19 protein-coding genes and 1 pseudogene are annotated in these 26,046 nt (G+C 62.5%); 19 read left to right on the forward strand and 1 reads right to left on the reverse strand.

The genetic code is table 11. From position 1 onward, the window contains the following. Positions 1 to 874 precede the first annotated feature (874 nt). The 9 genes and pseudogenes from ACVW1B_RS03585 to ACVW1B_RS03625 all read left to right on the forward strand — a co-directional run bounded on the left by ACVW1B_RS03585 (position 875) and on the right by ACVW1B_RS03625 (position 15,322). Positions 875 to 2,068: a DUF932 domain-containing protein gene (locus ACVW1B_RS03585; RefSeq protein ID WP_253587707.1), complete on the forward strand. Its 1,194-nt coding sequence runs from the start codon at positions 875 to 877 to the stop codon at positions 2,066 to 2,068. Between the two features lie 423 nt (positions 2,069 to 2,491). Further along, entirely contained in the window at positions 2,492 to 4,618 is a 2,127-nt protein-coding gene (locus ACVW1B_RS03590; protein ID WP_253603342.1) for a ParB/RepB/Spo0J family partition protein, read from the forward strand. 528 nt (positions 4,619 to 5,146) lie between these two features. Then, a complete protein-coding gene (locus ACVW1B_RS03595; protein ID WP_375166979.1) occupies positions 5,147 to 9,442 on the forward strand; it encodes a strawberry notch-like NTP hydrolase domain-containing protein in 4,296 nt (1,431 codons plus the stop codon). Further along, complete coding sequence (locus tag ACVW1B_RS03600) at positions 9,423 to 10,484, forward strand: DUF7146 domain-containing protein (RefSeq protein WP_069279420.1); 1,062 nt, start codon at positions 9,423 to 9,425, stop codon at positions 10,482 to 10,484. The genes ACVW1B_RS03595 and ACVW1B_RS03600 overlap by 20 nt, the downstream gene beginning before the upstream one ends. Before the next feature lie 379 nt (positions 10,485 to 10,863). Beyond that, the gene (locus tag ACVW1B_RS03605; RefSeq protein ID WP_253587705.1) at positions 10,864 to 11,781 is read left to right on the forward strand and encodes a DUF2493 domain-containing protein; all 918 of its coding nucleotides are present in this window, start codon (positions 10,864 to 10,866) and stop codon (positions 11,779 to 11,781) included. Then, entirely contained in the window at positions 11,778 to 12,353 is a 576-nt protein-coding gene (locus ACVW1B_RS03610; protein WP_456821172.1) for a hypothetical protein, read from the forward strand. The genes ACVW1B_RS03605 and ACVW1B_RS03610 overlap by 4 nt, the downstream gene beginning before the upstream one ends. A gap of 604 nt (positions 12,354 to 12,957) precedes the next feature. Beyond that, on the forward strand, positions 12,958 to 13,278 hold the full coding sequence (locus ACVW1B_RS03615) for a DUF736 domain-containing protein (protein ID WP_018458991.1): 321 nt from the start codon (positions 12,958 to 12,960) through the stop codon (positions 13,276 to 13,278). A gap of 858 nt (positions 13,279 to 14,136) precedes the next feature. Beyond that, the gene (locus ACVW1B_RS03620) at positions 14,137 to 14,415 is read left to right on the forward strand and encodes a helix-turn-helix transcriptional regulator (RefSeq protein ID WP_081334860.1); all 279 of its coding nucleotides are present in this window, start codon (positions 14,137 to 14,139) and stop codon (positions 14,413 to 14,415) included. Positions 14,416 to 14,418: 3 nt separating this feature from the next. Beyond that, positions 14,419 to 15,322: pseudogene (locus ACVW1B_RS03625) on the forward strand (replication initiator protein A). A 404-nt stretch (positions 15,323 to 15,726) separates the two neighbouring features. Here ACVW1B_RS03625 and ACVW1B_RS03630 read toward each other — a convergent pair. Further along, the gene (locus ACVW1B_RS03630) at positions 15,727 to 15,933 is read right to left on the reverse strand and encodes a hypothetical protein (RefSeq protein ID WP_069279423.1); all 207 of its coding nucleotides are present in this window, start codon (positions 15,931 to 15,933) and stop codon (positions 15,727 to 15,729) included. A 575-nt stretch (positions 15,934 to 16,508) separates the two neighbouring features. Between ACVW1B_RS03630 and ACVW1B_RS03635 the strand changes: the two genes are divergently transcribed. From ACVW1B_RS03635 to ACVW1B_RS03680, 10 genes are all read left to right on the forward strand, one after another. Beyond that, positions 16,509 to 16,973: a DUF2840 domain-containing protein gene (locus ACVW1B_RS03635; protein WP_069279424.1), complete on the forward strand. Its 465-nt coding sequence runs from the start codon at positions 16,509 to 16,511 to the stop codon at positions 16,971 to 16,973. Further along, positions 16,970 to 17,482 (forward strand): S26 family signal peptidase, encoded by a 513-nt coding sequence (locus ACVW1B_RS03640; protein ID WP_253587703.1) that lies wholly within the window; start codon positions 16,970 to 16,972, stop codon positions 17,480 to 17,482. Before ACVW1B_RS03635 ends, ACVW1B_RS03640 begins: the two co-directional genes overlap by 4 nt. After that, positions 17,479 to 18,369: a lytic transglycosylase domain-containing protein gene (locus tag ACVW1B_RS03645; RefSeq protein ID WP_253587702.1), complete on the forward strand. Its 891-nt coding sequence runs from the start codon at positions 17,479 to 17,481 to the stop codon at positions 18,367 to 18,369. Before ACVW1B_RS03640 ends, ACVW1B_RS03645 begins: the two co-directional genes overlap by 4 nt. A gap of 250 nt (positions 18,370 to 18,619) precedes the next feature. Next, complete coding sequence (locus ACVW1B_RS03650) at positions 18,620 to 20,383, forward strand: relaxase/mobilization nuclease domain-containing protein (RefSeq protein ID WP_253603340.1); 1,764 nt, start codon at positions 18,620 to 18,622, stop codon at positions 20,381 to 20,383. 36 nt (positions 20,384 to 20,419) lie between these two features. Then, positions 20,420 to 22,408, forward strand: a complete 1,989-nt coding sequence (locus tag ACVW1B_RS03655; protein ID WP_253587700.1) for a conjugal transfer protein TraG — start codon at positions 20,420 to 20,422, stop codon at positions 22,406 to 22,408. Between the two features lie 6 nt (positions 22,409 to 22,414). Then, positions 22,415 to 22,840, forward strand: a complete 426-nt coding sequence (locus ACVW1B_RS03660; protein ID WP_092090263.1) for a ribbon-helix-helix domain-containing protein — start codon at positions 22,415 to 22,417, stop codon at positions 22,838 to 22,840. A 135-nt stretch (positions 22,841 to 22,975) separates the two neighbouring features. Beyond that, complete coding sequence (locus ACVW1B_RS03665) at positions 22,976 to 24,310, forward strand: MFS transporter (protein ID WP_253587699.1); 1,335 nt, start codon at positions 22,976 to 22,978, stop codon at positions 24,308 to 24,310. Between the two features lie 229 nt (positions 24,311 to 24,539). Continuing rightward, positions 24,540 to 25,454 carry a P-type conjugative transfer ATPase TrbB gene (gene trbB / locus ACVW1B_RS03670; RefSeq protein WP_176937267.1) on the forward strand — a complete coding sequence of 305 codons (915 nt, stop codon included), beginning with the start codon at positions 24,540 to 24,542 and terminating at the stop codon, positions 25,452 to 25,454. A gap of 1 nt (position 25,455) precedes the next feature. Further along, complete coding sequence (locus tag ACVW1B_RS03675) at positions 25,456 to 25,782, forward strand: TrbC/VirB2 family protein (protein WP_253603336.1); 327 nt, start codon at positions 25,456 to 25,458, stop codon at positions 25,780 to 25,782. Next, positions 25,782 to 26,045: a VirB3 family type IV secretion system protein gene (locus ACVW1B_RS03680; protein WP_069279432.1), complete on the forward strand. Its 264-nt coding sequence runs from the start codon at positions 25,782 to 25,784 to the stop codon at positions 26,043 to 26,045. The genes ACVW1B_RS03675 and ACVW1B_RS03680 overlap by 1 nt, the downstream gene beginning before the upstream one ends. Position 26,046: the final 1 nt, after the last annotated feature.

Here is a 26,046-nt window from a genome sequence, read left to right on the forward strand (position 1 = left end):
TCCCTGCTTCCGGCGCCGGCGGGGTCGCGCATCGTGGCTTGTGGGATCTTCCGCATATTTTTCCTTGGGAAAGCTTTTTCGTGAGATTGCGGTCGGAAATCACGATCGGGAAGGTTTTTCACGGATCGAGCCCATGCGACCAAAGTTTTCAGGTCCGGTGGGCGTTTTTCATGATCTGAGGCTGCCAGTGGTCGCGATCGCCGCCAGCTGCGCAGCGCTGATTGACGCCTGCCAGCTGTCCCGGTCCCACGCGTGCTTTCGGCTATCGGAACAAAGCACCGCATCCTTGATGCAAGGGAAATGGCGCATCTACATGCCGCGTCACGCGCCTGAGGCGAGCCGACCCCACACGGCAACGTTAAGATCTTGAACGATAACTGACTTCTATCGCTTCTTCGAGGCAACGCCGCACGCGGAATTTCTGTACGCATGCGTGCAGAGGACCATCGAACAGGATCTTCCCAGCGAAGCCCGCCTTGCGGAGCTTCGATGAAGGGCAGCTGCTAAAGGGCGCCCGTGACAACGAATTCTCCCGGTTGACACCAGACGAAGTCACGAAGATCGAGCAGCTTTATCAAGCCGCCTTCGATTCCGGTTAGATGTCTTTGCAGGCGTTGGCTGAGTTTATTGCCGTCTCCCTGCGGGACCGGGCTGTCGGCTGGCGCTGAAACCCCGCCTTGCGCCGGGTTTTCACCCTGCGGGCTTCCATCCCTGACGGAAGCTGCGGCGGGGCTGGATGTCGTGGGTCCTGGTTGGGGTCTTGGCCGCGGGCGTTGGACTGACGATATAGGAGAGGCAGAGGGGAGCGGCCCTGGCCATGATGGGTTGAAGGTCGGAGGAGAGTCTTCCGGCGCCCGTCATGGAGATTGCTCCCATGAATACGCAGATTGTTGATGCCGGCCGCAACGCCAGCTGCGGTTACAAAGTGGATGTCAGCCGCGGCGAGTGCGTTGGTCGGGTGTCCTCGGAGTGGTTCTGCCGTCCGGCGGATGAACGTTATCTGTCGCTCAACGACCTGGCCCGCACGGTGCGCGATCGCACGGACCGCAGCCGCACGCGCGTGGTCGAAAGCGCGCTCATCCATGTCGAGGCAAGAAGTGCCGATCCCGAGCGCTTGGCCCTGATGCTGCCCGGCTCGGACAGGCCAGTCGCGCCGACCCACTGGAGCTTCGGCCAGCTTGCAAGCCAGGTTGGCGCTCCGGCCGCCTACCTGCGGCAGCTCCCCGCGGCCCTCGCAGCCATCAACCTGCAATATGGCCTGACCGCCAATCGGGCCGAGCAGATCAAGACGCTCGAGACCGAGGATAACCGGGTGGAGCTTCGTGCCGTCACCGGTCCCGACTATGGCCGGATCTACGACCACGAGCTGGTTGAGGCCGTACAGCGCATCGCTGGCAATGGCACAGGCGATACACGGTGGAAGGTCCCCGGTGTGCTCGACTGGTCAAGTGGCATCTACAATCCCCGCGTCGATATTTCCAAGGACACGACGACCCTCTATGCATCGGACAGGGACGTTTTCCTGTTTCTGGTCGATGACCTGAACCCGATCGAAGCCGGTCGTCTCCGGGACGGCTCGCCCGACCTCTATTTCCGGGGCTTCTATTGCTGGAACTCGGAAGTCGGTGCGAAGACGCTCGGCATGGCGAGCTTCTATCTTCGTGCGGTTTGTCAAAATCGCAATCTGTGGGGCGTGGAAGATTTCGAGGAGATGACCATCCGTCATTCCAAATACGCAGCCTCCCGCTTTGCTCACGAGGCGGCCCCGGCACTGCTAAGCTTCGCCAACTCCTCACCGATGCCCTTCGTCAACGGCATCAAAGCCGCCCGCGAGCGGATCGTGGCACGCAGCGACGAGGATCGCACCGAGTTTCTGCGCCGCCGCGGCTTCTCCAGGGCCGAGGCAGGCAAGGTGATCGGCGCGGTGCTGGTGGAGGAAGGCCGCCCGCCTGAAAGCATCTTCGATTTCGTGCAAGGCATCACCGCGCTCGCGCGCGACAAGCCGCACCAGGATGTCCGCCTGGACATGGAGGCCAAGGCCAAGAAGTTGCTCGACCGCGTGGCGTAGTTTCGGCCGAGCCGGAGATTGCGCTCTCCGGCTCGGCCCGTCTGCGCTTTGTCGGTTCGCGAGTTCGCGCGCTGCCCTCTCGCGGAAACGGTCATGTCCGTCGCGGGCGACGATCCGCGGCGGAGCTTGGGCGGTAGAGCGGTCGCCCACGTCTCAGCCCAAACTGGGTGATGGTCCCCCGGTCGTCGATGGAGAAGCACTTCCACGACCTCGGCTTCGAAAGCGAGGGGGCGATCCGGATCGCATCCGAGATCGAGACCCAAGAAGATCCGAGGGCGCGACCCAGTTTTCCGACAGCGCGGCAGCCGCCAATCATCGCCATCGTTCGTTGGAACAGCGAGAGCGAGAGGAGGGGGGCCTGTTTGCGAACGGGTTGGAGGCCGAGAGAGAGGCTCCCGGCCGCCCGTTTTCGGAGAAACTAACATGGCAAAGGCCGTTCAGAAGATCAAGCTGTCGCCGTCGCGCGACATTCCCTTCAGCAAGCTCGTCTTGAGTCAGAACAATGTACGGCGGCTCAAAGCCGGCATCTCGATCGAGGATCTCGCCGAGGACATCGCTCGGCGCTCCCTGCTGCAAAGTCTCAACGTCCGGCCCGTACTCGACGGTGAAGGCCAGGAAACCGGCATGTTCGAGGTGCCGGCCGGCGGCCGCCGTTATCGCGTGCTTGAGCTTTTGATAGCGCAGAAGCGTCTGGCAAAGACGGCGCCAGTCCCTTGCATCGTCAGTGACATGGGTAGCGAGGTCACCGCGGAAGAGGACTCGCTCGCCGAGAACGTGCACCGCGTCGCGCTTCATCCCCTCGACCAGTTTCGGGCATTCCACACCCTGCACGAGCAAGGGCGGTCCGAGGAGGATATCGCCGCCATCTTCTTCGTTTCGGTCAACGTGGTGAAGCAGCGGCTGCGGCTTGCGGCCGTTTGCCCGAAGCTGCTCGACATTTACGCCGACGAGGGTATGTCGCTCGAACAGCTGATGGCGTTCTCCGTTACCGACGATCACGCCCGACAGGAACAGGTCTGGGAGAACGTCAGCAAGTCGGGCTACGACGAACCATATCAGATCAGGCGTCTTCTGACCGAGCGGGCGGTGCGGGGATCCGACAAGCGCGTCCGATTTGTCGGCCTCGCGGCCTATGAAGCGGCCGGCGGCAAGGTGCTGCGTGATCTGTTCGAAGAAGATGGCGGCGGCTGGCTCGAGGACGTCGCTTTGCTGGAGCGTCTGGTGGCTGAGAAGTTGCGGACAGATGCCGAGACGATCGCCGCCGAAGGCTGGAAGTGGATCGAGGTCACCGCCGCCAGCTTTCCCTACGGCCATGACCACGGCCTCCGTCGGCTCGACTCAGATCCGGAGGCTCTCAACGCCGAGGAGCAGGCGCGCTTCGATGCTCTCCAGGCCGAATACGACGTGCTTCAGACGAGATTTGAAGGCGCGGACGAACTGCCCGAGGAGGTGGACGCGCGGCTCGGCGAACTCGAGCAGACGCTCGAAGCGTTCAACGACCGGCCGGGCGTCTTCGAGCCGGACCAGATGGCCAGGGCGGGCGTCTTCGTCAGCATCGATGGCGAAGGGCGGCTTTCGGTCAATCGGGGTTATCTCCGACCGGAGGACGAGGCGTCTGTGGTCGACGAAGGCGAACGAGGTATCGATGCATCCTTGACCCAAGGGCAGGAGCCCGGCGCGTCCGTTCAGCGCACGACGATTTCGCTCGCCGGTGAATCGAGCGAGCCGGAGGAGGGCGATGAGGATGTGGCACGGCCATTGCCGGATCGGCTCATCACCGAACTGACGGCGCATCGTACGTTGGCATTGCGCAATGCGCTGGCAGAAAATCCGGCAATCGCGTTCCAGGCGGTGCTGCACAATTTCGTGCTGACGGCCTTTTACCGTGACGGATCGTCCGGCACGTGTCTGGAGATCGGACTGCGCACGCCGACCTTTCCCGCTCAAGCCCCCGGGCTCAGGGAAAGCGCGTCTGCCAAGGCCGTTGAGGCCCGGCACGAGTCCTGGAGGGCGCAGCTGCCCAAGAGCGAGAACGACCTGTGGGATGCGCTCACGGTCCTTGACGGTGCCGCACAGGCATCCCTGTTCGCTCACTGTGCGTCATTTGCGGTCAACGCCGTCCATGAGCCGGCCAACCGTTACAATCAGGGCCGTGTCTCCGCCGACGGCCTCAGCTCTCGGCTCCGCCAGGCCGATGTGCTGGCACGCGCCGTCGGCCTCGACATGGTTCAATCCGGCTGGAGACCGACAGTCGATAATTATCTCGGCCGCGTCACCAAGCCTCGTATTCTGGAGGCGGTGCGGGAGGCACGAGGTGAATCGTCCGCGCAATTGATCGATCACCTGAAGAAGACCGACATGGCCAAGGAGGCCGAGCGTCTTCTCGATGGTTCGGGCTGGTTGCCGGAGCTCCTGCGTCTTGTCGACGCCACCGCCGCGTCAACGGAACAGGAGGCGGAGGCTGGCCCGCTCCCCGAATTCCTCGCCAACCAAGGGCAGGAGGACGGGGGCGACGACGACGCCGAACCACAGCTCGATGCCGCCGAATGAAGCTATCGCGGGACGGCCTGAGGCCGTCCCGCACGCCTTCCATCGCAATCCTCATCCCGCGCCCGGCTTCGTGCCGGGCTTTCGGCTTTCCAATGAGCGGGAATTCATCGTTCAGGACATCGTGCGGCGCTCGCTGACGCCGGAGCATGTATCGGCCGTTTCCTCCTTTGCTTGTTAGTGGATGCGTGCCGATGGTTTTGGCGGCGCGGTCGTTGTGATCTCGGCCAATCAAATCCTCGGCAAGTCCACCAACGATCTCCTCGAGGAGTTCATCGCTCAGGTCACGCCGTGAGGCCGGCGGGTCAGCCCACGCCGTGCCGGCAGTGCATTTCGCCTTGTTCGGCGGGCCGAGGGTTTTGGGCTCGCCGTGAGGGTCGGCCGGGTCATGAGAGGCAAAGAGCGGCCGGGACGGGTTTGAGCCGGCACGGTCCAGAGAGAGCGCCAGCCGGCTCGCCCCATCCCCGCTCTCCGAAAGACACTGACATGACCGAATCTCTCGCCGGCGGCGCCGCCGCCGCGCCGCTCTCGATGCGTGCCGCTGCAAGTCTCACCTCCGCCGCCCTCCGTGCCGCACAGAATCTCCTGTCCGAGCTCGAACGCGGCCGTCGCATCGATGCCGCCGTCCTGCGCAGTGCCATGGCGGCGGCGTTCGCCGGCTCGGACGCGGCCGGCGCCTGGAACTGGAAGACCGCCTATGACGTCTGCGAGGCGGCGACCGTTCTATTCCTTCGCAAGTTCGGACCGGCCATGCGCGCCCGGGCTGGCTCGACGGCCGCCATGCTGCCGATGCTCGCGAGGATCGCGAGCGGTCTGCCGACCCATACGCGGCGTTCCGAGCATAGCCAGGCACTCCAACAATTCTCGACGCCGATTTCGCTCGGCTTTGTCGCATCTACGGCGGCGGACGTGACGCCCGCCGATCGCGTTCTCGAGCCCTCTGCGGGGACGGACTTGCTCGCTATCTTTGCCGAGCTTTCGGGCGGCGCCTTGGTGTTGAACGAGTTGGCCGAGGCGCGCGCGACATTGCTCGATCATCTGTTCGCCAATCTTAAAGTCACCCGCTTCGACGCCGCCCAAATCGATGACCATCTCGATGCGAGCGTCGCCCCGAGCGTCGTCTTGATGAACCCGCCGTTCTCGGCGCTGGCGAATGTCGAACGACCGATGCCGGACGCGGCCCTCCGGCACATCACCTCGGCCTTGGCACGGCTTTGCGACGGCGGGCGTCTTGTCGCGATCGTTGGCGCCAGCCTCGCGCCGGAGAATCCGGCATGGACGGAAGCCTTTGTTCGTCTCCAGGAACGCGGTCGGGTGGCGTTTTCTGCCGCCATTGACGGCGCCGTGTACGCTAGGCATGGAACACAAACGGACACAAGGCTGCTTGTGGTCGACAAGCTGGCGGCGGTTGATCCGAAGGCCTTTCCAGCTTCATTGGGCAGGGCGAGCCATGTCGGGACCTTGCTTGACTGGGTGACCCAGCATGTGCCTCCCAGGCTGCCCATCGCGACGTCGGTAGCGGCCGACCTTATCCGTCATTCCGCCAAGTCGAAATCGAGCGCCGCCGCTGCACTGTGTTCACCGTCCACCTCGGGAAGCGCGGCGCCAGAAGGCTTGGAGCTCGACTACGCGACAGCCGAGTGGTCGCCGCCGGAAAAAGCCCGACTGACCGATGCCCTTTATGAGACATACGGGTTGCAGTCGATCCTTATTCCTGGATCGTGCCCGCATCCGACCGAACTCGTGCAGTCCGCGGCGATGGCGTCCGTCGCGCCGCCGAAGCCGACCTATCGTCCGCACCTGCCGTCGCGTGTGGTAACAGATGGACTTCTGTCGGACGCCCAGCTCGAGAGCGTCATTTATGCTGGCGAAGCACACAGCGAGTTGCTGGTAGGCTTCTGGACGGTCGACGCGACATTTGATGTCGTGGCCGCCGCCTGCGAGGGCGCTCAGAACGCGGTCCGCTTCCGTCGCGGCTGGTTCTTGGGCGATGGCACCGGTGCGGGCAAGGGACGGCAGGTCGCCGGGATCCTGCTCGACAATTGGCTCAAGGGCCGCCGCCGGGCGGTCTGGATCAGCAAATCCGACAAGCTGATCGAGGATGCGCAGCGCGACTGGTCGGCGCTCGGCATGGAGCGCCTGCTGGTTACGCCCCTGTCGCGGTTTCGCCAGGGCACGGCGATCCGGCTTTCGGAGGGCATCCTATTTACCACCTATGCCACGCTACGCACCGACGAGCGTGGCGAGAAGCTTTCGCGCGTCAGGCAGATCGTCGAATGGTTGGGCTCCGACTTCGACGGAGTGATCGTCTTCGACGAGAGCCACGCCATGCAGAATGCGGTCGGGGGCAAAGGCGAGCGCGGCGACCAGGCGGCCTCTCAGCAGGGGCGCGCCGGGCTGAGGCTCCAGCACGCCTTGCCGAATGCTCGCGTGGTCTATGTGTCGGCGACGGGCGCCACCACGGTGCACAACCTTGCTTATGCCCAACGCCTCGGCCTTTGGGGCGGCGCCGACTTTCCGTTCGGCACGCGCGCCGAGTTCGTCGAGGCGATCGAGGAGGGCGGGGTGGCGGCCATGGAGGTGCTGGCGCGTGATCTTAAAGCGCTCGGTCTCTACTCCGCCCGCTCGCTTTCCTATGAGGGCGTCGAGTACGAGCTGGTCGAGCACAAGCTGACGCCGGAGCAGGTTCGCATCTACGATGCCTATGCTGGCGCGTTCAGCGTCATTCATAACAATCTCGACGCGGCGATGCGGGCCGCCAACATAACCGGCGAAACCAGGACGCTGAACACGCAGGCAAAATCTGCGGCGCGATCCGCCTTCGAAAGCGCCAAGCAGCGCTTCTTCGGGCATCTGTTGACCTCGATGAAGACCCCTTCGCTGATCCGGTCGATCGAGCGCGATCTCGACGCCGGCCATGCCGCCGTGATCCAGATCGTGTCAACGGGCGAAGCGCTGATGGAGCGTCGGCTCGCGGAGATTCCGACCGAGGAGTGGGGCGACGTCCAGGTCGACATCACGCCTCGCGAATATGTGCTCGACTATCTCGCCCATTCCTTCCCGGTTCAGCTCTACGAGCCTTTTACCGACTCGGAGGGCAACCCCTGCTCCCGGCCTGTCTATCGTGACGGCCAACCGGTCGAGAGCCGGGAGGCTGTTGCGCGCCGCGGCCGCCTCATCGAGAAGCTCGCATCGCTACCGCCGGTACCCGGCGCATTGGATCAGGTCATCCAGCGCTTTGGCACGGACATGGTCGCGGAAGTGACCGGTCGCTCGCGCCGCATCGTTCGCAAGAGGGGCAGGCTAGTGGTGGAAAACCGAGCCGGCTCGGCCAACCTAGCCGAGACCTCGGCCTTCATGGATGACGTCAAGCGCATCCTCGTGTTCTCCGATGCAGGCGGCACGGGAAGGAGCTACCACGCCGAACTGTCAGCCCGGAATCGACGGTTGCGGGTCCATTACCTGCTCGAGCCCGGCTGGAAGGCCGATGCCGCGATCCAGGGGCTTGGCCGGACCAACCGTACCAATCAGGCGCAGCCGCCGCTGTTCCGTCCCATCGCGACCGACGTGAAGGCCGAAAAGCGCTTTCTCAGCACCATTGCCCGCCGGCTCGACACACTGGGTGCCATCACGCGCGGTCAGCGCCAGACCGGAGGGCAGGGCCTGTTCCGGCCAGAGGATAATCTCGAAAGCCAGTACGGGCGTGATGCCTTGCGTCAACTCTATGTCCTGCTCTTGCGAGGCAAGGTCGACGGCTGCTCGCTCGCGAGATTTGAGGATGCGACCGGCCTGAAGCTGACTGATGCCAATGGGCTGAGGGACGACCTGCCGCCGATCACGACGTTCCTCAATCGCTTGCTGGCGCTCACCATCGACCTACAGAACATTCTGTTCACCGCCTTCGATCAGCTTTTGACTGCTCGGATCGAGGGCGCGGTTAGCTCCGGCACCTACGACATTGGACTGGAAACGCTCCGCGCCGAGAGTTTTGTCGTCACCGACCGGCGGACGATCTACACCCACCCCGGGACTGGTGCGGAGACCCGGCTGCTCACCATCGTCCAGCGCCAGCGCAATCATCCCATCGGTCTCGATGACGCCCTGGCTCGCCGTTCCGACCATCACGCGATCCTGTTGCTCAATGAGCGCTCGGGCCGTGCTGCCGTGCAGCTTCCGGCCCCGAGTTTCATGCTCGACGATGGCGAGATCGAGCGGCGCATCCGCCTGGTACGGCCGATGGAGCAGCACAGCGTCGCCCTCGACATGATGGCGGAAAGCCATTGGGCCGAAGCGGATCGGGAACGCTTTGCCGCCGCCTGGCTTATGGAACTCGCCGAGGTACCGGAGTTCACGGAAAGTACGATCCACATCGTGGCGGGCTTGCTACTACCCATCTGGAAGCGGCTGCCGAACGAATCGACCCGCGTCTATCGTCTCCAGACCGATGCGGGCGAACGCATCATCGGCCGCAAGGTCTCCGCCGCCTGGGTCGCGAACGTCCTTGCCGCTGATGCGCCTTCGATGGCGCCGGACGCCGCCTTTGCCGCGCTGATGGAGGGACAGATCGTCCTCGATCTTGCGGAGGGGCTGAAGCTTCGCCGTGTGCGGGTGATGGGCGCAGCCCGCATCGAGCTGTCGGATTCAACGACACCATGCGCGATCGTCTGCGGGCTTATGGGCTCTTTGGCGAGATCATCTCCTGGAAGCTGCGGATGTTTGTGCCCGCGGACGCAAGCGGCGTCGAGATCCTGTCGAAGGTGCTCGACAGCTATCCGGTTGCGCGCATTGGTGGGCGGGAGGCCGCGTGATGCCGCGCGATGCCTCTGAATTGGCACGCCGCCTCGCGCGAGAGGCCGAGGCGGTATGCAGGCACTATCTCTCCAATGGCAAGCGGGTGGGACGGTATTGGGTGGTCGGCGACGTCCACAACGCGCCGGGCGGTTCGTTGTTCGTACGGCTGCAGCAGTCGCCGAAAGGTCCCGCCGGTAAGTGGAGCGATGCCGCGACCGGAGAACATGGTGACCTCCTCGATGTCATCCGCGAAAGTCTGGCCTTGCGAGACTTTCGCGAAGTGACCGGGGAGGCGAGACGCTTTCTGAAGCTGCCTCGTTCTGAACAGCAACCCACCCCGGAATTCGTTGGTCCAGCAGTGCCGGCCGGATCGCAGGAAGCCGCCCGTCGCCTCTTTGCCATGTCCAGCCCAATCGACGGCACGATGGTCGAAGCTTATTTGCAGCGTCGCGGAATAGCCCGCATCCACCATGGCGACAGTTTGCGCTTCCACCCACGCTGTTATTATCGACCGGACGAGCATTTGCCGACCGAAACATGGCCAGCGATGATAGCCCGCGTCACGGATCTCGATGGACGGATCTCCGGCGTGCATCGCACATGGCTCGATCCAGACGGCTTTGATCGCGTCCGGCTCGGCAAAGCTCCGATCGACACGCCACGACGGGCGATGGGCGACCTGCTCGGCAATGCCGTGCGTTTCGGCCGGGTGGACGACGTGCTCGCTGCCGGCGAGGGCATCGAGACCATGCTGTCGCTGCGTTACGTACTGCCGACCTTGCCGATGACCGCCGCGTTGTCGGCCAATCACCTTTCGGCCATGTTGCTGCCGTCCGGGCTACGTCGCCTCTACATCGCCCGCGACGCCGATGCCGCCGGAGATGCCGTACAGGCTATCCTCACCCAGCGCGCGGCAGATGCCGGCGTTGAAGCGATCGCATTGTCGCCTCGGCTGGGCGACTTCAATGAAGATCTGCACATCTTCGGCCGTGAGGCCCTCCGAGCAGTGTTGCGGCTTCAACTCGTACCAGAAGACGTCGACCGCTTCCTCCATTCGCCCACGCTGGCCGCTGAATAAGCCGCTATCCATCGATCGATCGCGATGGGTCAGTCGTAGATTAGGCCAATGCCGGAAGAGCACGCGACCACGGCCTTCTAGAGCGCGATCGGACGGCAAGCGGTCCGGTCCGGCAATGGCTGCGTCCGGCTATTTTCCGCCGCGCGCAGGCGATGGGGAAGGTACGCCAGTGATCCGATCGGCGCGCTTTGCATCGCGAAGCAAAATAGCCGGCCTCCGCCATCCTCCGCTGCCGCTTCGGCCCTGACGCTTCCGCCTACGCCCTGCCGGGCTTCGGCGGACGAGCCGCTTACGGGTGCCGGCCCGTTCCGCCCGCCGTCTGAGTGATCGCTACGAAGGCCGCGATGGGCGCGGCCAACCCGGCAAAGGACCTCTTCCCATGACCGACCATGACGACATCGAACCGGCACAGTCTCCGACCGACCACGTCCTGAGCGAATTGCAGCTCTTCGGCTATCGTCCCTTCGACGACCGGCCAGATCCAAGACCTCTTCCCGAGGGCAAGATGATCGCCGGCGCCGTCGTCGATCTGTTTGACGCCTTGGTTGCCACTCTGAGCGGTACGCGGCTTGAGCCGGACCTCGACGAGCTCCTTTGGTCGACTGTCAACCTGTTTCATCGTGCCGTCGAGCGCATGGAACGCCAGCTCGACGACAATGAACAAGCGCAGCACAAGAGCCAGCGAGAGCAGAACGGGTCCGAGGTGCGATCGGTTGAGCTCGAGCGCCTGACCGCGGAGGGCATCACGCTGATCGAGCGCAGAAATTGCCTGGAACTCTTCCGCGACCACGCGATCGAACGATTTGAGGTCCACACCGGTTCGTCCTGGCGTCCTCGATCGGGCTCGTTGGTCAACCACCGCACGCTCACCGCAGCGATGATCGACTCCCGCGACTTCATCGCCGCCAAGCATCGTTCCGAGACCGAGGTCATGTTGCCGCATGGAGTGAAGATCGCACTCACCGGCGGGCTCGACTTCAACGACCATCGCCTCATCTGGGATCGCCTCGACAAGGTTCATGCCAAGCATCCCGACATGGTCCTGCTCCATGGCGGCTCGCCCAAAGGGGCCGAACTGATCGCCTCCAAATGGGCGACCAGTCGCAAGGTGCCCCAGATCGCTTTCAAGCCCGACTGGACGAAGCACGCCAAGGCGGCACCCTTCAAGCGCAATGACGCCATGCTCGAACTGTTACCGATCGGCGTCATGCACTTTCCGGGTTCAGGGATCCAGGACAACCTCGCCGACAAGGCGAAGCGTTTCGGCATCCCCGTTTGGAGGTTCGGCGGCGCGTGAGCGCAGTCTTCTTGTCTCCTACCATCAAAGCGGAGTTGTGCGCGCCGCAACTCCGCCTCGTTCAGACTTTATATCCGAAGTTGCGCCATGGTGGTGGTGGAAGGCGCGACTTGCAAATCCATGCAAATGGAGCCGCCACCATGCCCGCCCTTGGGCTTGTTCTCAATGCGCTCGGCATCGGCTTGTTCTGCTGGGCGATGTTCGTGCTGGCAGTGCATGCCTTGTCGTTTTTCGTCGCACTCATTTGCGGGATGATAGCGTTCCACGGTGGCGCCGGCGTCATCGGCGCGCTGCTCGTCGGAAGTGTGGCCGGCGCGCTGACACTTGCCGCCGGTGACGTCGCCTTCGCTGTTACCCGATCGCTGGCTCTGCGCCTCGTGATCGCGACCATATTCGCCGTTCCAGCTGCCATCGCCGGCTACAATGTGGTGTTCGCCCTGTCCCAGATCGCGGTGCCGTCGCTGGCCTGGCGTGAGGCCTTCGCCTGTTTGGGCGCGTTTTGCATTGGCGGCACGACGTGGACGCGCTTGACGGTTCTTGCTCGCAGAGGCCCGCCTGTTCGAGCCGGCTAGGCTGGTGGAGCAACCGTCTCAACCGTTCTTGCGGCCGCCGCGCGCGAGGGATGATCCTTCGTCAGCGTCCTCGTCGAACGGGTTCGCCTGGATCGGCATATTGAATGTGGGTCAAGGGACCTGGAGCGAGAGGTAATCGCGGCCCTCTTCGGAGCGCTTCGACCAGGCTGGCGATCTCGGCCCGGCCCACGTGGTCGCGGTGGCGCGCGGCGTGTTCTCGATGTTCTTTCATGGACGATACCGCCCTTCGCGGCAGATTGTTTCTTTCTCTTCGCTGAATCGTTCCGACATCTTGTGCAGCTCAACCGAGATTCGCCAGTCTCCTCCTTGAGATTGCGGTTCAGCACGCGGACGCACGTGGCCTCCTTGATGGCTTGATCTGGCCGAAGACCGGCTTCGCCTCGATCGTCTGAGCCGCAACGCCGTTGATGCGACTTTCTTCCCCTGGGCTAAAGCCCATTCCTCGCGAGACAAGAAAGTCGCCACAACGGCGTCCTCCGCTGCGCTCCGGCCCGCGAGGGGTGCGTCGCCGATCGTCCCCGGCCTCTAGATCGCCATCGAGGCCGCGGTGGTCGCGGGCTCGAAACACAACAGGAGAAGTGACATGGCTAACATCGGTTCTTTCAAGAAGGTCGGCAACGATTTCCAGGGCGAGATCGTCACCCTGAGTCTGCAAGCCAGGGGCGTCCGTATCGTCGCCGAGACCAACCGCTCCAACGACAACGCTCCGAGCCACCGCATCTATGTGGGCCGGGCCGAGATCGGGGCCGCCTGGTCGAAGCGCTCCGAGGAGGGCCGCGATTACCTCTCGCTCAAGCTCGACGATCCCTCCTTCAACGCACCGATCTACGCCAACCTGTTCGACGACGAAGGTGGCGAGGGCTACACGCTGCTGTGGTCGCGGCCGCGCAAGAACGGCGAGTGAGTTGAGCCGAGTGCTGCGCCCCGCCACCTGGCGGGGCGCTTCGCAACTGGACTGAGGCGGCTTACGATTGCCAGGCCGCGCGGCGCTCTTGAGCAGGCCCCCGGTTCGATCCCGACGCTTCAGCAATCTGTCCGAGCACGGTAGTGCTTGCTGAGAGATCGCAGTGCTTTGGCGGCTTAAACCCGCTCGCTCCTCCTGCGTAATAAGTAGATCGTCGGGTTTCCGACGCGGATTTTCAGCCATGATTTCCTTGAATCCAGCGCTATACGGGAGCTGAGCGAGCGATCGTTCCTATTGTTGTCGAACGATTCTACCGGCTACGGCGACGCTATGAGTGCGGCCGATCTTGATCGCAGCAGCCGCATTTCTCGCAAGTTCAGCGTCTCGGCTACGGTTCGATCTTGCGGCCGGGCAGGTGCGTCGCGCCCAATGAGTGGACTGCGGTTCTGCGCGTCGATTCGGTGGAGCACCGCATCTGGTCCAGGGAGCCGCAGGTAGTCGGTTCGTCATACGCAGCCGAGTTGACGTTTGATGGCGACTAACGGGCATATGTAGCCCAGTTACTCTGGCGCACGATGAACGGCCGCGCGCAAAGCTCAAGCTTGGGATCAATCGTCCAAATAGCAGGGGCAAGCGCCCGAGCTCTGCTATCCGCGCGCTCGCCCGCGCAATCGCTGGTGGGCGGCTTCTATCGCAAGCTTCTGTGGCCCGGGCGCGAGGACGAATAGGCCTTCCGTAGGGGTATCGAAAATCACTCCGTCATCTTCGGCATCCCCCTAAGCGCTGCTACTCCGCGATGGTGGCCGTCGACGCGCGGCGAACCTCGTTCGCGCTCCAGACGATCACGGAGCTTTTCAAATGTCCGATCCGAACGCGGGTAAGACGCCGCGTTACCTACGAACGTCCGAAGCCGCGCGCTTTTTGAGTTTGTCTGGCCGCACTTTGGAGAAACATCGAACGTACGGAACCGGCCCGGAATATCACAAGATCGGTGGGCGTGTGGTCTACTCGGTAGCTGACCTGACAGCCTGGGCCGAACTGGGCAAGAAGAAATCGACTTCCGATCCCGGTACCGGCACCGTACTGCCCGCAAAACGGCATGCGCCAATTCCTTATGCAGGTAAAGAGCGGCGCTAAGCAATGTCCATTAGCAAATCCTCGGCGCACCGCCGCCGTTCAGAGCGCGAGCAGCTTGCCCCGTTTCGCGCCCATCCTGCCAATCTCGCGCCGCGCGATGCGCAGGATCTCGTGGCTTATCCTTTCTTCTCACGCGCAAAGACAAATCGCATCGTGCCAATCGATTTCTGTGCCGGCACGATCGTAATTCGCGTCGAAGCCATGCGGAAACACGGCATGGCGGCCATTTCGGATGCAGATGTGCCGATCTGGGCCGTGCGCCAAATCGTCGAAGCCCGTGACACCGGTTTGAAAACGTCGCGCCTGATGGCTGCAACGCGTTACGAGATTTCGACCTTTGTCGCTCGCGACACCAGCGCGCGGGAATATGGCCGGCTAAAGACCGGGCTCGACAGACCGCAATCAATGACAGTGCAAACTCCGATCCGCCAGCCGACAGAATGGCGACCGCATCGTTGCTCCTGGATCAACGAATGGAAGGAGACGGTCGATGTCAACGGGCGTTCATTTGGTCTCGAGCTGATCCTGCCTGATTGGTTCTATACGGGTGTGGTTGATCACAGGCTCGTGCTGACGATCCGTCGCACCCTATTTCAACCTGACAGGCGGAATCGACCATCGCCTTTACTCGCTCATGCGCAAGCACGGTGGGCGCCACCACGGCGGCTCGAGCTTCCCGACCTTTGTGGATCTCCATGCCAAGTCCGGCATTCTCTCGCCGCTCAAGCACTTGGCCGACGCCGTCTGTCAGATCGTCCAACGCCAGACATTGCCCGGCTATCAGCTTGTGTTCACGCGCGATCCGAACGGTACCGAGCGGCTGAACTTCGTACCGAAGCTTGGTGGTCCCTTCACGGCGTGCCTGCGCATGCGCGGTCTTATTCCAAATTCGGAGAACAATCTGTGAATCAGCTCGTGCTATCGAGGACCGCGACCCTCGTGCCATCGGGAACCCAATCCTCCTGCTGTCGAGGTCCGAAATTGAGCTTAATTGTTTGCTTCTCCGCGCTTTACGAGCGCGCTCACTTCACTAACCTACTGACCCCAACGTTTTATCAACAAGCAGGCCACGCCTGCAGCGATGCCTCTTGCACTTGCTCTCCCACGCGCCACGCTTTCTTGCAATGCAACTCGTTTCTCGAACCTACAGATGCGGTCGCGCGTAGTACCGCGCGAACGCCTAGGTCGGGGTCACCGTATTACACTCCTTGTGTTCCCTTGCGGCAGCTCGCTCGTCGAGGAGAACTCGGCGACATGCGTGGTTGGCACCAAAGCCACCACATGCCGGAATCTGGAGAATGGGCGGTCAGGCTAACAAGCGCAATGCTTGATGGCTTCAAGACGGCCTGCCGATACGTCGCCGACCTTGAGCCCGAACGTGCGCAACGAGTCGCGGATCGCGTTCACCATATCCAGCAGCTTGCCGAGCAGCGCCGTCCGCCCGACCCGCAGCGCCCGCAACGTTTGCACGCTCTCCGGCCTGACGTGGACTGCGCGGAACCAGCCGGTCCGCATCATCTGCGCAATATCTTTGGTGTCGTTCCGGTAGGTCGCGTTCAGCGCCGCCTCGGCATGGCGCGTCTCGATGCAAAGCGCGGGGAGGCGCCTTTGGACGAGCGCCGTGAACAGCCATGCGCTGTACGAGAACGTTTCCAGGTCGACGCGCTTGAGGTGGATTCCTCACTCTGCCAGGACCAGCTCGATTGCGTCAGGGGCCGTCTCAAGTGTCGTCCCCCGGACGAGCTTGCCGTCACCATCCACCGCGCAAATGTTCGTCGCCTCCAGCGAGGCGTCAGGACCTGGATAGAAGTCCGCCGTTCGCTTTCACCGTCGATCGACGCCGCGCGCCGCGCGCTCCATTCGCGAATCATTGCGAGGCGCCGCCGCCGCAATGCGGCCGGCGAGGGGGCACAAGTCAGCACCCCGATTACCCGGAAATGCTCCGGATTTCGTCTAGCGGATCAGACCACGACTTGCATGAGACGTGACTGGCAACGCCGCGGCGCCAGTCCTGCTAACCTTCAGGAGTGTCACGCGTGCTTAACGACGCTCAAAGCATACGGCTCCCAGCTCGATCGTTGGGGAGCGGCAGCATGAGCGATCTCACCGAAGTGGAACTGCTGTGGCTCGAAAAGCGAATCGAAAACCGCATTCGGTTCGGTCGTATCGTCGAGGAACGGAAGATTGATCGTCATCGGCGCGTCCTATCATTCGCGCCTGACAGCATCTTTGCATTTGTCCGTTGGACCTCCAACGACTTCGGTACGATCATTTCGCGGATCGACATCTTGCGCTCGGTCGCGCCGGGACAACGCTGCTCGACTGTGCCCTATGTGAAGCCCGGCGGAGAAATTTTGCTGCGGCTCTCCGGCTGGCCAAAGGTCGAACGCGTGCTGCAGATGATCGACGCAGTCGAGGCGCTCAGCATCGATCCCGCCGACGTCGCTCCAGATCACTGGCATCACGTCCACAACCGCCTATCCGTCAATGAAAACCCGCGTCCCTACACGAAAACCCGCCACCAGGCATGGCTCCATCGCCGGAGAGTGACGCGATGAGACGCCGCATGATGACGTTGACAACGACGTTTGGGGTCGCCGCTGCGCTGGTCGGGGCTACCGCCCTGGAGCCGCTTCCTCTCTACATCTGGAATGCATCGACGAGCGTGCCAACCGGTCTTTATCGTTTACGACCGGCAACGGGCTTCCAGGTTACCGAACTGGTCGCCGTTCAGCCGCCAGAGCCGCTTGCGACCTTCCTCGACCTTAACGGCTATCTGCCCATCGGCGTCCCAATGCTTAAACGGGTGCTCGCGCTGCCCGGACAGACTGTCTGCAGATCCGGCCTCACGATTTCGGTTGATGACATTACAGTCGGCGAGGCCCGCGATCGCGACGGACGTGGTCGGCCGCTGCCGAAATGGCAGGGCTGTCGCGTCGTCGGCAAAGACGAACTCTTTCTGATGAACTGGCAGTCCAGCGACTCCCTGGACGGTCGATATTTTGGATTTATCCCGGCTTCCGCCGTAATCGGACGTGCGTTCCCAGTCTGGACACGGGAGGAATGAGCGTGCGTGTTCCACGTGTTCACATCGCCGCCATTCCTTTGTTCGGTCCATTGCGGGACCATTCCCCCGTTCCGATCGATATCAAGGTCGACGCGCGCAGGGGTGGTCAAGGCCGGCCGAGCGGCCGGCACGAAGCAGCTTTACCCTGGACGGGCGCGAGCACGGTGGCCTGCTTGGCTCGATCCGTCGCGCGTGTGGTGCCCCTGGTGCTCCTTCTGACCGCATCGGGCAATGCTGCTTCAGCTGAGGACGGGCCGATCGCATTTCCAGCGATCCGTCAGGGCACACACCCGTTCGCGGGCTTCATCGACGAAGCCGCACAACGCTTTGCGATCCCGTCAGCATGGATACGTTCGGTGCTGAGCGTCGAAAGCGCGGGAGACGTGCATGCCAGATCGCCCAAGGGCGCAATTGGCCTGATGCAAATCATGCCGGCGACCTGGGGGGAACTTCGCAAGCGCTATAGTCTAGGCAGCAATCCTTACGATCCACACGACAACATTCTGGCTGGGGCTGCGTATCTGCGTGAATTGCTCGATCGCTATGGCTCGCCCGGTATGTTTGCGGCGTACAACGCGGGACCATCTCGCTATGAAGCTCTTCTTGCGGGCGACGCTTTGCCAGCCGAGACGCAAGCGTATGTGGCAAAGCTTGCAGCTCTGCTTGGCATCGAATTGCCTGCGACGAGGACCGCCGACAGGCATCCATCGACGGCTGAAACGTTGTTCGTCGCATGGGTTGATCTGACGAGAATGCGCGATCGATCGGCAGAGCTCATGCCTTCGAGTGGCGCCAAGGCTGCAATCTCGGTGCACGATGTCTCGCCCATGGTCCCCCGGCCTATTGGTGTGTTCGTCCCTGGGTCGAAGGCGGGAGGATCGCAATGACCATATCGGCAGGTTCGCAAGCCATGGCGTGCTACAGCGAGCAATTGGCGAAAGAGCGAGGAGAGCGCACAAGCACGACAGCTGGACGGCGAGATAAAAGGGGCTCGCCGGCCGAACCGCAAGCCATTGACATGGCTTGGGTGCCGGCGTGCCGGTCGGTCGGGGCGCGTGCCGCGCCTTGCATTTTGACGAATGCAATCAAAGGCGTTTTCGGCACTGTAGGCGCTTTTGATCGTTGGGAGGCCCTTCCGTGAGCGTGCGCGACAGTAACCTGCGCATTCGGCCTGGGCGCATCCGCAGTACCCGTGCGCCGAAGCAAAAGAGCTTCATCAACCAGGTGCTACGTGCCGCGAAGAAAGCCGGTCACACTTCGGGGCAGGCTGCGGCTGGCAGACGCTCCGTGGTCTATGGGCGCTCGACGTTTGGCCGCGGCCGGCTCGCCTTTAGTCGCGCTAGATTGTTCAGCCCGACCCGGCGCGTCGTGGTGAAGGCGCGCGTGGTTCGTCACAAAGGGCGTGCCTTCCGTTCGGCGCCACTGACCGCCCATCTCTCTTATCTGAAACGCGACGGAGTGACCCGGAGCGGTGAGCGGGCCGAGATGTTTGATGCCGGCAGCGACCGTGCTGACGGCGCGGCTTTCGCAGAACGGTGCAAGGACGACCGCCATCATTTCAGGTTCATCGTCTCGCCTGAGGACGCTGGCGACATGACCGACCTGAAGGCCTTCACCCGCGACCTCGCCAAGCAGATGGAAGCCGACTTTGGAACGCGACTCGACTGGGTGGCTGTCGATCATTGGAATACCGACAACCCTCACGTCCATCTTCTCGTTCGTGGCGTAGATAAGGAAGGGGCGGATCTCGTGATCTCCCGCGACTACATCAGCCAGGGCCTGCGCTCACGCGCCGAGGAACTGGTCGCCATCGAACTGGGTCCAAAGCCGGAGCACGAGATCCGCAATTCGCTGGAGAGGGAGGTCACCGCGGAACGATGGACGCGGCTCGATCGGGAGATCCGGCTGGCGGCAGATGAGACGGGCTCCATCGATCTTCGCCCAGAGAATCCCGGCAAGTCCGATCCCGAGATCCGGCGCCTGATGGTCGGTCGCCTTCAGCATCTGGAGAAGATGGGCCTTGCCACATCCGAGCTACCCGGGGAATGGATGGTCGGGCTCGAAGCCGAGCGCAGCTTGCGCGACCTCGGCATGCGCGGCGACGTCATCAAGACCATGCACCGCGCCTTCACCGAGCGTGGGGAAGCGCGCGGCGTTGCCGACTTCGTTATCGAGGGTGGACTGGAGACGCCCCAGATCATCGGACGTCTGGTCGACCGTGGATTGCATGACGAACTGACTGGCGAGGCCTACGCCTTGATCGACGGAACGGACGGGCGCGCGCATTACGTGCGCTTCCGCGGGCTCGATGCTTTCGACGAGGCACCGGCGCTCGGCGGCGTCGTCGAAGTCCGACGCTTCGGTCAGGCCGGCGATCCGCGGCCGACTTTGGTTCTCGCGACACGCTCCGATCTCGATCTCGGTAGCCAGATCACGGCACGAGGGGCAACCTGGCTCGACCATCGGCTGGTTGAACGGGACCCCATGCCGCTCGCCATGGGCGGATTCGGCCGCGAGACCCGCGAAGCGCTGGAAGCCCGTACCGAGCATTTGATCCGGGAGGGCCTGGCGCGGCGGCAGGGCCCACGCATCATCTTGCAGCGCGACCTCCTGAACACGCTGCGCCGGCGTGAACTGGACGAGGTGGCCGCAAAAGTCTCGGCCGAGACCCGGCTCCCGTACGTTAAGCCTGACTCCGGGGAGCATGTGGCGGGTACGTATCGCCAGCGGCTGACGCTCACCTCGGGACGCTTCGCCATGATCGACAATGGGCTTGGCTTCCAGCTTGTGCCCTGGTCGCGCGAACTCGAAAGGAGGCTCGGCCAACACGTCACCGGCGTCGTGAAGAATGGCGGCGGCATCGAATGGGGCTTTGGTCGGAAGCGCGACCTCGGCCTCTAGCAATCTCTCCAATTCAGTTTTGGAAGGGCGTTCGGGATGTCCGGAACCAAAATCCTCTGGGGTCAGGTGGTCGTCGTCGGCCTGATCGTTTGGCTGGCCATCTGGGGAGCAACCGAGTGGACGGCTTGGCGGCTCGCCTATCAACCGGAGCTTGGGCGGCCCTGGTTCGAGCTGTTGGGCTTCAAGATCTATTACCCGCCCGTCTTCTTCTGGTGGTGGTTCGTCTACGACGCCTACGCGCCACAGGTTTTTGTCGAGGGAGCCTTCATCGCGGTGTCGGGGACCTTCGTTTCGATCGCGGCAGCGATCGGTATGTCAGTCTGGCGCGCGCGTGAAGCCAAGAACGTCGAGACCTATGGTTCGGCGCGCTGGGCTGGTCTGGAGGAGGTCCGAGCGGCCGGGCTTCTTGGTCCGGATGGTGTGGTGCTGGGCAAGGTCGACCGCGACTACCTCCGCCATGATGGACCGGAGCACGTATTGTGTTTTGCACCCACCCGATCCGGCAAGGGTGTCGGTCTCGTCGTCCCGTCGCTGTTGGCTTGGCCCGGCTCGGCCATCGTTCACGACATCAAGGGGGAGAACTGGCAACTAACCGCCGGGTTCCGCTCGCGGCATGGTCGCGTCCTGCTTTTCGATCCGACCAACCCGAAGTCCTCAGCTTACAATCCGCTTCTCGAAGTGAGGCGCGGTGAATGGGAGGTTCGCGACGTCCAGAACGTGGCCGATGTTCTGGTCGACCCCGAAGGCTCGCTCGATAAGCGCAACCATTGGGAGAAGACCAGTCATTCGCTCCTGGTCGGTGCCATCCTCCACGTCCTTTACGCCGAGGCGGACAAGACTTTAGCTGGCGTCGCCGTCTTTCTGTCCGACCCGAAGCGGCCGATCGAGGCGACGCTGAAAACGATGATGACCACTGCGCATCTTGGCGAGCAGGGGGCCCATCCTGTGGTCGCATCGACCGCCCGCGAGCTCCTCAACAAATCCGAGAATGAGCGATCCGGCGTCCTGTCTACCGCGATGTCATTCCTCGGGCTCTACCGCGATCCAGTAGTGGCCCGGGTGACGTGCCGGTGCGATTGGCGGATCGCCGACCTGATCGCCGATCAGAACCCGACGACGCTCTACCTCGTGGTGCCGCCGTCCGACATCTCTCGGACCAAGCCGTTGATCCGCCTGGTGCTGAACCAGATTGGCCGGCGCCTGACCGAGGATATGCACGCCCGCGACCGGCGGCATCGCGTTCTGATGATGCTCGACGAGTTCCCCGCACTCGGGCGTCTCGATTTTTTCGAGTCCGCGCTTGCCTTCATGGCGGGGTACGGCATCAAGAGTTTCTTGATCGCGCAATCGCTCAATCAGATCGAGAAGGCCTACGGGCCAAACAACGCCATCCTCGACAACTGCCACGTCCGAGTCAGCTTCGCGACCAATGACGAGCGGACAGCGAAGCGTGTGTCCGACGCGCTCGGTACGGCGACCGAAATGAGAGCGATGAAGAACTATGCCGGTCATAGGTTGAACCCATGGCTGGGGCACCTGATGGTCTCGCGCCAGGAGACAGCAAGGCCGCTCTTGACCCCGGGGGAAGTCATGCAACTTTCGCCGATGGACGAGATCGTCATGGTGGCGGGTACGCCGCCGATCCGGGCGAAGAAGGTCCGCTACTACGAGGATCGGCGGTTCACCGAGCGGGTTTTGCCGCCGCCTGATCCGGCGACGGCCGGCCGATCATTGCGAACAGACGGATGGTCAGCGCTCGGATCGCTGAAGGCGACGGCAGGTCCAACTGACAAAGCTGCGGAAGCCGAGGAAGACACGGCGAACAGCGGACTCCGTCGTGAGCCCGAACTCCCCGATCACGTCGCGATCGCCAAGGAGACGACCGAACCGACACCAGCAGAGGAATTTGCTGTCGTTCTAGACGATGACGAGGATGCGGTCCGTCAATCCCGGCTCATACGCCAACAGATGCGCGGTTTCGCCCGTCAAGTCGCCCTGGACCCGAATGACGGTATGGAGCTCTGAGGCAATATGCGCGACCGGATGAACGTCTATTTCCCGCCAGAGCTGCGGAAACAGATCTCGGAGCTCGCCGATCGCAAGAAGCTTTCCCGGTCTGCGATTGTGGAAGCGGCGGTTGCTTCGTTTCTGTCGCCGGACGGAGCGGACAGGCGGGAGGCGGCGTTTACCCGCCGCCTGGATCGGCTTTCCCGCCAGATGCAGCGGCTGGAACGTGACGTCGGGTTGACCGCCGAGACCTTGGCCCTGTTCATCCGTTTCTGGCTGACCATCACGCCGCCGCTACCCAACGATGCGCAGGCTGCAGCGCAGGCAAAGGGCCGGGAACGGTTTGAGGGATTTGTCGAGGCACTCGGGCGCCGCTTACAAAAGGGGCAAAGCTTTCTGCGCGAGATTCCAGAAGATATCGGTCGTCAGGAACCGGCCGAAGAAACCTGATCGAACCATGTAGATAAACTATTTCGCCGGTCCTTCTTTTTCTACGCCAGCCCACGATCGCAGCAATTTAGAAAAGCCCATGAAAAGCTGGACGCGCTATCGGCTCGAATGAGCTGAGGAGCAAGAAGGGCCAGCATGCAAATTTCAGAGGCATGGCGTCTCACTGGGCGCGTATTTTTCCCGTTTGCTGCTGGATACTATCTTTCGTATCTGTTTCGAACCATCAACGCCTTAATTGCCAGTCGTCTCAGTTCGGATACCGGGCTTGGGACGGCCGACCTCGGGTTGCTTACGTCGGTCTATTTCCTTGTTCTCGCGGCGGTCCAGATCCCAGTTGGCATTTTGCTGGACCGCTTTGGTCCGCGTCGCGTCCAGAGTGCGCTGCTCTTGCTCGCAGCAATGGGCGCTGGACTGTTCGCGGTATCCACGGGTTTCCTGTCATTCTTGATCGCACGCGCGATGATCGGGCTGGGCGTGGCAGCGGCTTTGACGGCGGGCCTGAAATCCATAGTCCTTTGGTTCCCCAGAGAACGATCTGCCCTGCTTAATGGCTACATGGTGATGCTCGGATCACTGGGGGCGGTAACCGCCACGGCTCCCGCCGAGCATCTACTCACCTTGATGGGATGGCGGCAACTCTTTGAGATCCTGGCGGCCGCTACCGGTGCGACGGCCATGCTCATCTATGTCGTGGTCCCCGAGCGAGCTGTTGTCCCTTCAACCCCGTCAATGTCCGCCAACCTTAGTGCGGTTTTCAGCGATAAACGTTTCTGGCGTATTGCCCCGCTGTCGGCGGCGTGCGTTGGTTCGGCCTGGTCTCTGCAGGGATTGTGGGCCTCACCATGGCTGATGGACGTAGAAGGTCTCGATCGTGCGAGCCTCGTAGGACAGCTGTTCATAATGTCGATTGTACTTAGTGGCGGAGCCTGGCTATTCGGTACGATTGTTCATTACATTAAACGAAGAGGTCTCGGGGCCGAGACAATATTAGCGGTGGTCGCAATACTGTTTATCACAGCGGAGCTAACCTTGGTTCTGCGCGTGCCTTTGCCATCCATCTTGCCCTGGTCAGTTCTCGCGATAGTCGGAACGGCAACCGTGGTCAGCTTCGCGGTGATAGCGGATTACTATCCGCCGGAACTTGCCGGTCGCGCTAACGGGGCCTTGAACGTCTTGCATTTTGGCTGGGCATTTCTGGCCCAATACGCGACGGGTCTGGTCCTGGAACAATGGTCCATAAATGATGGCCATAGGACCCTCCAAGCTTATCAAGTTGCGTTCGGTCTCAACGTAGCACTGCAAATCGCAGCGTTGGCTTGGTTCGCGCTGCCCTGGCGCCGATCCTTTGTTTCATGGATGAGATCAATTCCTTTCTTCATGCCAGCTATTGTTTCCAACGCTGTCGACTCAGCTGGCTTGTACGAGAATTCGGTCATCCTCCTGCCCGCAGATGACGACGCGGAGTGGTGAGCAGCAACTCGCGGCGAAGCGATACGATTGAGTAGACCTAAAAGTTCAGTTCTCAGTCTATCTTTTTCTACGCCAGTCTACGATTACCGAAAGCGCTTGTTGCGCCAAGTCCATCGGTGCCTTTTCTAATCATCCCCATCTGAGGACCCTCTTTGGAGGTCCTCATTCGATGGGGGCGACATTGGCGATCCAATCCTTTCAGTCGGAAGCGAATTCGCGCGGCGCGCGAATGCTGCGTAGCGCGCTTGGCGCAGCGGTTGCCGGCTACCTCGAAGATGAAGCGATCATCGAGGTGATGCTCAACCCGGATGGGCGGCTGTGGATCGACCGGCTGTCGAGTGGCCTGATTGACACTGGCGAGACGCTGTCGCCGGCAGACGGGGAGCGCATCGTGCGCCTGGTGGCGCATCACGTAGGTGCGGAGGTGCATTCCGGTTCGCCGCGAGTTTCGGCCGAACTGCCTGGGACTGGAGAACGTTTCGAGGGGCTTTTGCCTCCGGTCGTGGCAGCTCCGGCCTTTGCTATCCGCAAGCCCGCCGTCGCCGTGTTTACGCTCGACGACTACGTCGCCAAGGAGATCATGACCTCGGAGCAGGCTAAGTTCCTGAGGAGCGCGGTCGCCGCACGGAAGAACATTCTCGTCGCGGGCGGGACGTCGACCGGCAAGACAACCCTGACGAATGCCCTACTGGCCGAGGTGGCTAAGAGCTCCGATCGAGTCGTTCTGATTGAAGACACGCGCGAACTGCAATGCAAGGCGCCCAATCTGGTGGCGCTGCGGACCAAAGATGGCGTGGCGACGCTGTCAGATCTTGTGCGCTCCTCGCTGCGACTGCGTCCTGATCGTATCCCGGTTGGCGAGGTCCGCGGTGCCGAAGCACTCGATCTGCTCAAGGCCTGGGGCACCGGACATCCCGGTGGCATCGGCACTATTCATGCGGGCACCGCACTCGGTGCGCTGCGGCGGCTTGAGCAGCTCATCCAGGAAGCCGTCATCACGGTTCCGCGTGCGCTGATTGCAGAGACGATCAACCTCGTTGCCGTGCTTGCGGGGCGCGGTGCTGACCGTCGGCTCGCCGAACTCGCCGTCGTCACCGGGCTTGGTGCCGCCGGCGACTACAACATCTCATCAGCAGGAGACTGACATGCGTCAGCAATTTCGAGCTCTTCGAGACGCCGCTCTACTCGCCGCCTCCGGCATGGTTCTCTTGGCGTCGGCGCCGGCATCGGCTGCCGGTTCGAACATGCCGTGGGAGCAGCCGCTCAATCAGATCCTGCAGTCGGTGGAAGGACCGGTCGCCAAGATCATCGCCGTTATCATCATCGTTGTGACCGGACTCACGCTCGCGTTTGGGGATTCGTCAGGTGGTTTCCGTAGGCTGATCCAGATCGTGTTCGGTCTTTCGATCGCGTTTGCCGCCTCGAGCTTCTTCCTGTCGTTCTTCTCCTTCGGCGGCGGCGTGGTGATCTGATGGACGATCAGGTTGCAGGTTTTGTCGTGCCTGTTCACCGCGCGCTCACTGAGCCAATCCTGATGGGCGGCGCGCCGCGATCGGTCGCGATCGTCAACGGCACGCTTGCGGCAGCCCTTGGACTCGGACTGCGGCTCTGGATCGCGGGTCTTGTCCTCTGGTTAATCGGGCACATGGCTGCCGTGTGGGCCGCCAAGCGTGATCCCGCTTTTGTCGATGTGGTGCGCCGACATCTGCGCATTCCCAGCCATCTCAACACTTGAG

This window comes from Bradyrhizobium sp. USDA 4502 (assembly GCF_054063355.1).

What these genes read in the sequence shown, in the direction of transcription:
- ACVW1B_RS03585 (WP_253587707.1), top strand. Translation starts at nt 875, where the DNA reads ATGAATACGCAGATTGTTGATGCCGGCCGCAACGCCAGCTGCGGTTAC.
- ACVW1B_RS03590 (WP_253603342.1), top strand. Translation starts at nt 2,492, where the DNA reads ATGGCAAAGGCCGTTCAGAAGATCAAGCTGTCGCCGTCGCGCGACATT.
- ACVW1B_RS03595 (WP_375166979.1), top strand. Translation starts at nt 5,147, where the DNA reads ATGCGTGCCGCTGCAAGTCTCACCTCCGCCGCCCTCCGTGCCGCACAG.
- ACVW1B_RS03600 (WP_069279420.1), top strand. Translation starts at nt 9,423, where the DNA reads ATGCCGCGCGATGCCTCTGAATTGGCACGCCGCCTCGCGCGAGAGGCC.
- ACVW1B_RS03605 (WP_253587705.1), top strand. Translation starts at nt 10,864, where the DNA reads ATGACCGACCATGACGACATCGAACCGGCACAGTCTCCGACCGACCAC.
- ACVW1B_RS03615 (WP_018458991.1), top strand. Translation starts at nt 12,958, where the DNA reads ATGGCTAACATCGGTTCTTTCAAGAAGGTCGGCAACGATTTCCAGGGC.
- ACVW1B_RS03620 (WP_081334860.1), top strand. Translation starts at nt 14,137, where the DNA reads ATGTCCGATCCGAACGCGGGTAAGACGCCGCGTTACCTACGAACGTCC.
- ACVW1B_RS03630 (WP_069279423.1), bottom strand. Translation starts at nt 15,933, where the DNA reads ATGATGCGGACCGGCTGGTTCCGCGCAGTCCACGTCAGGCCGGAGAGC.
- ACVW1B_RS03635 (WP_069279424.1), top strand. Translation starts at nt 16,509, where the DNA reads ATGAGCGATCTCACCGAAGTGGAACTGCTGTGGCTCGAAAAGCGAATC.
- ACVW1B_RS03640 (WP_253587703.1), top strand. Translation starts at nt 16,970, where the DNA reads ATGAGACGCCGCATGATGACGTTGACAACGACGTTTGGGGTCGCCGCT.
- ACVW1B_RS03645 (WP_253587702.1), top strand. Translation starts at nt 17,479, where the DNA reads ATGAGCGTGCGTGTTCCACGTGTTCACATCGCCGCCATTCCTTTGTTC.
- ACVW1B_RS03655 (WP_253587700.1), top strand. Translation starts at nt 20,420, where the DNA reads ATGTCCGGAACCAAAATCCTCTGGGGTCAGGTGGTCGTCGTCGGCCTG.
- ACVW1B_RS03660 (WP_092090263.1), top strand. Translation starts at nt 22,415, where the DNA reads ATGCGCGACCGGATGAACGTCTATTTCCCGCCAGAGCTGCGGAAACAG.
- ACVW1B_RS03665 (WP_253587699.1), top strand. Translation starts at nt 22,976, where the DNA reads ATGCAAATTTCAGAGGCATGGCGTCTCACTGGGCGCGTATTTTTCCCG.
- trbB (WP_176937267.1), top strand. Translation starts at nt 24,540, where the DNA reads ATGCTGCGTAGCGCGCTTGGCGCAGCGGTTGCCGGCTACCTCGAAGAT.
- ACVW1B_RS03675 (WP_253603336.1), top strand. Translation starts at nt 25,456, where the DNA reads ATGCGTCAGCAATTTCGAGCTCTTCGAGACGCCGCTCTACTCGCCGCC.
- ACVW1B_RS03680 (WP_069279432.1), top strand. Translation starts at nt 25,782, where the DNA reads ATGGACGATCAGGTTGCAGGTTTTGTCGTGCCTGTTCACCGCGCGCTC.